We start from the raw sequence: 7,573 nt of genomic DNA, 5'->3' as shown, positions 1-7,573 counted from the left end.
CTTTCACGCAGAACCATCTCTAGAGGGTAAAACTTACGGACAGGCTCTATTAGCCTATAATGACTCCACCGTGATTGGGATCAAGCACTTAAACGGGACAGTTACGCTCAACCCACCGAGCAACACATCGATAGCAGCAGGCGATCAACTCGTAATTATTGCTGAAGATGACGATCGCATGGAGATTTCTGGACTCTCTCAAATTCCTATCGAGCGCAAAGCTATTAAGAATTCCAGTCAACCAAGAGTTGTACAACCAGAAAATACCTTAATTCTCGGTTGGAGCGATCGCCTTTTTCACATCATGCAAGAGATGGATAAATATGTGGTAGCTGGCTCTCATCTAACGATTGTGGCACAGTTTCCAGAAGCCGAATTAACGTTTGAGAGCCAATCTTTAGGTCTTCAAAACCTCACCCTCAAGTATCAGCAAGGCGATTCCACATCTCGGGAAGTCCTAGAAAGGTTAAATTTACAGCAATATCAACAGGTAATTGTACTTTCCAATACTGAACTCTCCTCAAAGCAGGCGGATACCCAAACCCTGGTGACGTTGTTATATCTGCGAGAAATTGCTGAGTACAACCATTATAAATTCCGCATCGTTACGGAAATGCTCGATGGGAGTAACCAAAGTCTTGATCAAGTCGCTCAACCCGATGATTTTGTCATCGGCGAGCAAATCATCAGTTTGATGCTGACTCAAATTGCCGAACAGAAAGAAATCAATGGTGTATTTAATGAGATTTTTGATCCCGAAGGCTCAGAAATTTATCTGAAACCGATCAGTGATTATGTGTATCTGGAGCAATCCGTCAATTTCTACACTGTAGTGGAAGTGGCTAAGCAACGGGGAGAATCTGCAATTGGATACCGCTGCCAAGCTGATGCTAATAATAGGGCAAAATCCTATGGAGTTGTGATTAATCCCAAAAAAGATGAACCGCTCAATTTTACACACCAAGACCAGATTATTGTTTTAGCTGAAAACTAAAATCTGGTCTTACGCAAAAAACAGCAAAATATTAATTCTTTTGGGTTTCCCTTCTTTACACGACTTGGAAGGTTAATCAGCAAAACAGGACTTTCAGCGATCGCAGAGCTGTCTCAAATGCCTAATTTTTCGTTGTCAAATCGGCTAACCTTCCAAGTCGTGTTCTTTACCCATACAGCTACTTTGGCAATAGTTATTATGCAAATCTTTAAAACGACTATTGATTTTATAAATTCTTCGGCTTTTATAGTATCAATCATACTCATTTATCTAATACTAAATAAGCTATGGAAACGGAAGCATGAGCCTGCTGTTGCCGAAAGAGTATCATTTTTGGCACAACTAACGAGCACGCTTGTAGCGGCAACATTTGCTATCAATTTACTTCTAGTTGGGAAGTGGTTGCCGAGCCTCGATAAAAGTTTATGGGCTGTAGAGTCGGCGTTGGAGGTTTTCATTAGTTTAGGGTTTTGGGTACCGGGCAAAAGAAAGTTAGGAATCTGGACTTTGTTGGGGAGGACACTCAAGTCAGAGCGAGACGCTGTAGGGGATTTTGCTAAATCATTATTTCGTCCAAATAGTGCTGATAAAGTTCTGAATATTCTGGTAGAAATTGCATTTATTGACGAAAAAATTGATAAGCGAGAGAAACAATATATCCAAGCTTTTGCCGATGAATGGAATATAAATTTTTCCTGGGAAGAAGTGACGGTAAATCGCGACAACAGCCGACAGGTGAATTACACCAAGTTACGGCAGAGTATGGTAGAGTATTTGAAAACGTCACCCCCAGCAAACCAGGTGTTGGAATTGAGAGATATCATCAGCAAGCTAGTGAAGATTGATAATCATGTCTCTCAAGAAGAAGAAATGATGGTGACAGAATTGCAGGGATTAATTGCCAACTATCTTGGTAAGGCGAGTGTAGGGAATATATACAAGGTGGTTGTTCTTCCACAAAATCCTCAACAAGAACAATCCATTTTCAGCTTATTGCCCGGATTGACTGAGCAGATGATTCTTGGTGGTTCCGCTTATGTCATCGAACCCTTCTATTCGTTGAAATATGCCGAAATTGTTTGCCAACAATACCGCTCTTTAAATTGTTTCGCAATACCGATGAATGAATTTGAAGAAACAGAAAAGAAATAAACGATGGAACTGTTTAAGCAAATTATTTTATTTTTGACTTTGGTAGCACCTGGACTTCAGGCAATAAGAAGTTATTTGACTGTAAGTAAGCTGTGGAAGCAAAAACATGAAAAAGTGGTTGCCGAAAGCATATCGACTATTGCTTTTTTAGGTATGTTGGGGTTGACCTGTGCCTTATTACTCGACTTTATCATCGCTCAAAATTGGGCAGGTTCTCTTACCCTGAGCTTAGACATCTTATCAAAAGGTTTTTGTGTTTTAGTGGCTATGGGGTTATGGGTACCAAGCAAAAGAAGGGCAGGAATATGGACTTTATTGGGGAGAGCGCTGCGCTCAGAAAGAAATGAAGTCGGGGATTTGGCAAAATCATTATTTCATCCAGCCAGTTCTGAAAAAGTCCTGAACATCCTGGTTAAAATTGCTCTGCTTGACGAGCAAGTCGATGCGCGAGAGAAACAATTTATCCAAGCTTTTGCGGATGAGTGGAACATAAATTTTTCCTGGGAAGAGGCGACGAGAAGTCGTGAAAATGACCGACACTCAAGCTACACGAAGTTACGGCAGAGTATGGTGGAGTATTTGGAAACGTCACCCCCAGCAAACCAGGTGTCAGAATTGGGAGACATCATCATTAATCTAGTGAAGATTGATGATGATGTGTCTCAAGAAGAAGAATTGATGGTCGCAGAATTGCAGGGATTAATTGCCAACTATCTTGGTAAGACAAGTGAAGGAAACCTCTACAAAGTGGCTGTTGTGCCACGAAATTCGCAGCAAGAACAATCCATCTCCAGCCTATTACCCCAATTGATTAGGGAAAAGATAGCTGGAGGGGTTGCTTATGTGGATGGACCATTTTTTTCCCGACAATATGCCGAAATTGTTTGCAACCAATATCGTCAATTTAACTTCTTGACGCTCGCTGTCCCATCTAATAACCGTTAAGGCGAGTAGAAGACCGATGTCTATGACGGGTTACGCTTAAAATTCTCAATTTTTCTTGGTGCAAGATGTAAGTTGAGCGAGAAGCCCAATAGAAATGGCTATTGGGCTTCTCGCTAAAAATGGACAAGAGCCAAACAATTAGGACTTACGCAACTGTCACAAACACTGGCACTGCTACGCCTTGTCGTGTATCCGAAAACTAGACCAAATACATGAAAATATGCGGTCGTTTCAATTGTTGAATTAAATAGTCTGAAAAAGCCCGTATTTGATTTTATAAATAGTTTGACCAGTTTTATAAGCAATATCTTTAAGCCAAACTAAAATGGCACAAGTAATATAGTTAGTTTAAATGAATTGTGAAAGTGCGTTTTCAGAATCAATAATTGATAAAATAATTGGAAGGGTGGGATTATCGATCTATTCAACAAAGTCTAGGAGTATCTTAGGGATTTATAAGCAAAGTACCATGCTTTGTCACAATTCATTGAGACTAACGATAACAATTGAAAACGCTACTAAACCCATGATTGACGATTGCTGGAATCGGATTGGAGTTGAAGGGGCGGGCGAGCGCTCCTGTAGTAAACTCAAAACTGTGATTCACTGTCGCAACTGTTCTGTGTATTCCACTGCTGGACGCGGTTTACTAGAACGGGAAGCGCCACCCGACTATGTGACTGAGTGGACAGACGTACTGGCAAAAACTCAACCGGATCATACTCTAGCGCCCATCAGCGGCACGCTCGTCCGCTCAGCAGAAACAATATCAGTCACCATCTTCCGACTCGGCAGCGAATGGCTAGCTCTACCAATTCGATTACTTCAGGAAGTGACACAGCCTTGTGTAATTCACTCTCTGCCACACCGCAGTAACCAACTGTTTCTCGGTTTGGTCAACATTCGCGGAGAAATTCTCCTATGTGTTTCCCTTAGCCATCTCCTCGACTTGGAAGCCACGGATAATTCCTCTCAGCCTCTGAATTCTGTCGCCCCTCAACGGATGGTGGTTGTGGCAAGCGGAGAAAATCGGTGGGTCTTTGTAGTTGATGAAGTCTGTGGCGTTCACCGCTTCCAAATGAGTGAATTACAAAGTACACCAGTGGTGATTTCAAAAGCCTCAGAAGGTTATACGAAAGGAGTCATTCATTGGCAGGGACACAAAGTGAATTATTTGGATATGGATTTATTATTTTACACTCTAAACCGAAAAATTCTGTAAACTTCTGCACATTTTAAATGATTAATGACTAATTAACTGATAGTTAGTTGTTTATTGCTATTCCTTATTAGCTAAAACGCCGTCTTGAATTTGTGAGAACTATTTACCCCAAACCGTAGGAACCATTTTAATCAGTATTGTAACGAGGTCTTCCATGACAGACAACGAACAGGATATGGGCGAACCTACCATGCTGGATTTGTTCCGGCAGGAAGTGGAAGCCCAAGCCGCTATCTTAAACAACGGACTTAGCATCCTCCAAACCCAACCCCAGTCTGCCAAAGTACTAGAGTCCTTGATGCAGGCTGCTCATTCACTCAAAGGAGTAGCCCAGCTCATCGAAATCGATGCAGCCGTTAACCTGACCCATATTATGGAGGACTGCTTTCTTGCCGCCCAACAGCAAACTATTACCCTAGGGGCACAGCAGATTGACTGGCTGCTGCACGGGGTCAATCTCTTGCGAAAAATGAGTCTGGTGGAGGAAGAGAATCTAGAGTCTTGGCTGTCGGAGTACGAACAGGAGATTGAGGCGACTCGAAACGGCATTGCTGCCATCCCAACATCAGGAACAGAGTCTACTGTCAAACTAGAGGCACAAACTTTGCGCTCAGCAGAGCCAGAGTCCCTAACGGTTGAGATGGGTTTAGAGGATAATCGCACAAGCCAACAGGCAACCGTTCAAACCATTCTGCCTGCTTCAGAGTTGCTACCTGAACTGCCCAGTGCTGAACTTCGTAGCGAGGAGCCTGCCCCTGACGAGGATACTCCTCAGGAGCAAGTATTAGAACCAGCGATCGCCACAGCAGCTACCCAAACGCCTGCGGGAGCAAACGAAATACCAAACTTTGACGGAACCTCCATGTTGGATTTGTTCCGGTTGGAAGTAGACGCCCAGGCAGCGATTTTAAACGAGGGGTTGTTAGCCCTCGAAAGCCAACCCGAGTCGGCTAAAGTACTAGAGTCTCTGATGCGGGCTGCCCATTCGGTCAAAGGAGCTGCCCGGATTGTTGCCATTGACGCGGCGGTTAACCTCGCTCACGTCATGGAGGACTGCTTTGTTGCCGCACAGAAGCACACCATTACTCTAGGAGCGGATGAAGTTGATGTGCTGCTGCATGGGGTCGATTTGCTGCTGAACATTAGTCAAGTAGAAGCACGAGAGTTGAACCGTTGGCTAGCACAGCAGGGTGAGGACATTGAAACCACTAGGCAGGAAATTGCTGCGATACTCAAACCTGGGTTCGCCCCCGTTTCTAAGAGGAAGGTAGAGGCACAAGCAACGATCGCTAATGACAGCAAGACTCAAACTCAGGAGGCTCTTCCCCAGGCAAAGGGCGAAATCGTTACAACGCCTCTTTCAACTCAGACACAACCCATTGCAGCGAAGCACCCGGTTGAGAGTGCATCAATCACTATGCAGACACCCAGTAATCTTAAGCCAGCCAGCCCGCCCACAGGACAGCCAGCCGAAGCTAGCGCAGATCGCGTCGTGCGGGTTAGTGCTGAGAATTTAAATCGGATTATGGGTTTGGCGGGTGAGTCCCTCATCGAAGCCAATTGGCTCCAGCCCTTCGCAGATTCGCTGATGATTCTCAAAAAACGTCAACTGGAATTGTCGAAGCTGCTGCAAGAAATCCAGGAGACTATGGCAGTCAGTCGGAATAAAGAGAGCGATCGGTTTTTGGTAGCCGCCAGGGAAAAGGAGCGGGAATGTCGAGAGATTTTGGGCGATCGCCTCGACCAACTAGAATTATATGCCCGTCGCACGGGCAGTCTTTCCGATCGCCTCTACCGAGAAGTCATTGCCTCCAACATGCGTCCGTTTGCCGATGGAGTCGGCGGATTTCCTCGGATGATCCGAGATTTAGCGCGGAAGCTGGGCAAGCAAGTTAAGTTTGAAATTTTAGGCAAAGCCACACCCGTTGATCGAGATATTCTCAAGAAACTCGAAGCTCCCCTAACCCACATTTTGCGTAACTGTGTTGATCACGGTCTAGAATCTCCTGAAGAACGCGCTGCGGCTGGCAAACCTGTAGAAGGAACCGTGCGACTGGAAGCCATCCATCGAGGCGGAATGCTAGCGATCAGTATTTCTGACGATGGTAGAGGCATCGACGTAGAGCGCCTGCGTCAAAAAGTCATTGACAAAGGTCTGACAACGGCGGAAATGGCCGAGCAACTCTCTGACAGCGAACTACTGGAGTTTCTCTTTTTACCGGGATTTTCCACCGCCAAGCAAGTTACCGAAATTTCGGGTCGCGGCGTTGGTTTAGATATTGCTAAAAGCATGGCCCAGGCAGTTGGTGGTAACGTGCGAGCCAGTTCTCAGCAAGGAAAAGGGACGAGCTTTTATTTCCAATTACCCCTGACCCTATCCGTTGTTCGCACCCTATTAGTAGAAATCTCCGGCGAACCTTATGCCTTTCCCCTGGCACGCATTGAGCAGATTGTCATGGTGAATAAAGAGGACATTTCTTCAGTGGAAAACCGACAATATTTCACTATGGACAATAAAAATATTGGGTTGGTGCCTGCCTATCAAGTATTAGAGTTGAAGGAATCTGCACCCAAGTCTGACGCTTTGCCTGCGATCGTGATTTGCGAACAATCCGATTACTACGGTTTGGTAGTGGATCGGTTTTTGGGCGAACACGACTTGGTGGTGAGGCCGTTAGATCCCCGGTTAGGCAAAGTGCAGGATATTAGTGCTGCTGCTCTCATGGGAGACGGTACGCCCATCCTGATTGTGGATGTTTCGGACTTGGTGCGTTCTGTCGATAATTTGCTCGATACCAAGCGGTTGAGCCGTATCGGTAGCGATATTGATCGTGCAGTAGGAAAAAATCAGAAGAGCATTCTAGTCGTGGATGATTCTATTACTGTGCGTGAAATGGAACGGAAGTTGCTGCAAAACAAAGGTTACAAAGTAGACGTTGCGGTAGACGGAATGGAAGGGTGGTACACCGTTTCTAGCAACCACTATGACTTAGTGGTTACTGATATTGATATGCCCCGAATGAATGGCATTGAACTGGTTAATAAAATTAAGGATCACTCCAAATTGAAGTCAATTCCCGTGATTATTGTATCCTATAAAGACCGAGAAGAAGACCGTCTTCGCGGTATGGAAGCTGGAGCTGATTATTACTTAACAAAAGCGAGTTTTCATGATGACAGTTTGCTCAATGCAGTAGTAGATTTGATTGGCAATTAATTTTTGTGATTGATTTCTCATTTAATAATTATTACCTACAACT

The 7,573-nt window shown here is 44.6% G+C and carries 5 protein-coding genes and 1 pseudogene; 5 read left to right on the top strand and 1 reads right to left on the bottom strand.

Annotated features, from left to right (window positions below):
* The 3 genes from V6C93_RS28955 to V6C93_RS28945 form a co-directional block, all read left to right on the top strand.
* Window positions 1–994: CASTOR/POLLUX-related putative ion channel (locus V6C93_RS28955; RefSeq protein WP_333480137.1), on the top strand; the 994-nt coding region annotated here is incomplete at its 5' end.
* 117 nt (window positions 995–1,111) lie between these two features.
* Window positions 1,112–2,146, top strand: a complete 1,035-nt coding sequence (locus V6C93_RS28950; protein ID WP_333480136.1) for a hypothetical protein — start codon at window positions 1,112–1,114, stop codon at window positions 2,144–2,146.
* Window positions 2,147–2,149: 3 nt separating this feature from the next.
* Window positions 2,150–3,091, top strand: a complete 942-nt coding sequence (locus V6C93_RS28945; protein ID WP_333480135.1) for a hypothetical protein — start codon at window positions 2,150–2,152, stop codon at window positions 3,089–3,091.
* 199 nt (window positions 3,092–3,290) lie between these two features.
* Here the strand turns inward: V6C93_RS28945 and V6C93_RS38980 are convergent.
* A pseudogene (locus tag V6C93_RS38980) lies at window positions 3,291–3,436 on the bottom strand (IS701 family transposase); the annotation flags it as partial.
* A gap of 181 nt (window positions 3,437–3,617) precedes the next feature.
* Between V6C93_RS38980 and V6C93_RS28940 the strand changes: the two are divergent.
* Window positions 3,618–4,313: a chemotaxis protein CheW gene (locus V6C93_RS28940; protein WP_333480134.1), complete on the top strand. Its 696-nt coding sequence runs from the start codon at window positions 3,618–3,620 to the stop codon at window positions 4,311–4,313.
* A gap of 154 nt (window positions 4,314–4,467) precedes the next feature.
* Window positions 4,468–7,530, top strand: a complete 3,063-nt coding sequence (locus tag V6C93_RS28935) for a response regulator (RefSeq protein ID WP_333480133.1) — start codon at window positions 4,468–4,470, stop codon at window positions 7,528–7,530.
* Window positions 7,531–7,573 lie beyond the last annotated feature (43 nt).

This window comes from Allocoleopsis sp. (assembly GCF_036703385.1).
Classification (GTDB): Bacteria; Cyanobacteriota; Cyanobacteriia; order Cyanobacteriales; family Coleofasciculaceae; genus Allocoleopsis.
The sequence above is the reverse complement of the archived record's forward strand: the minus strand, read 5'-3'. Positions and strand labels throughout refer to the sequence as shown.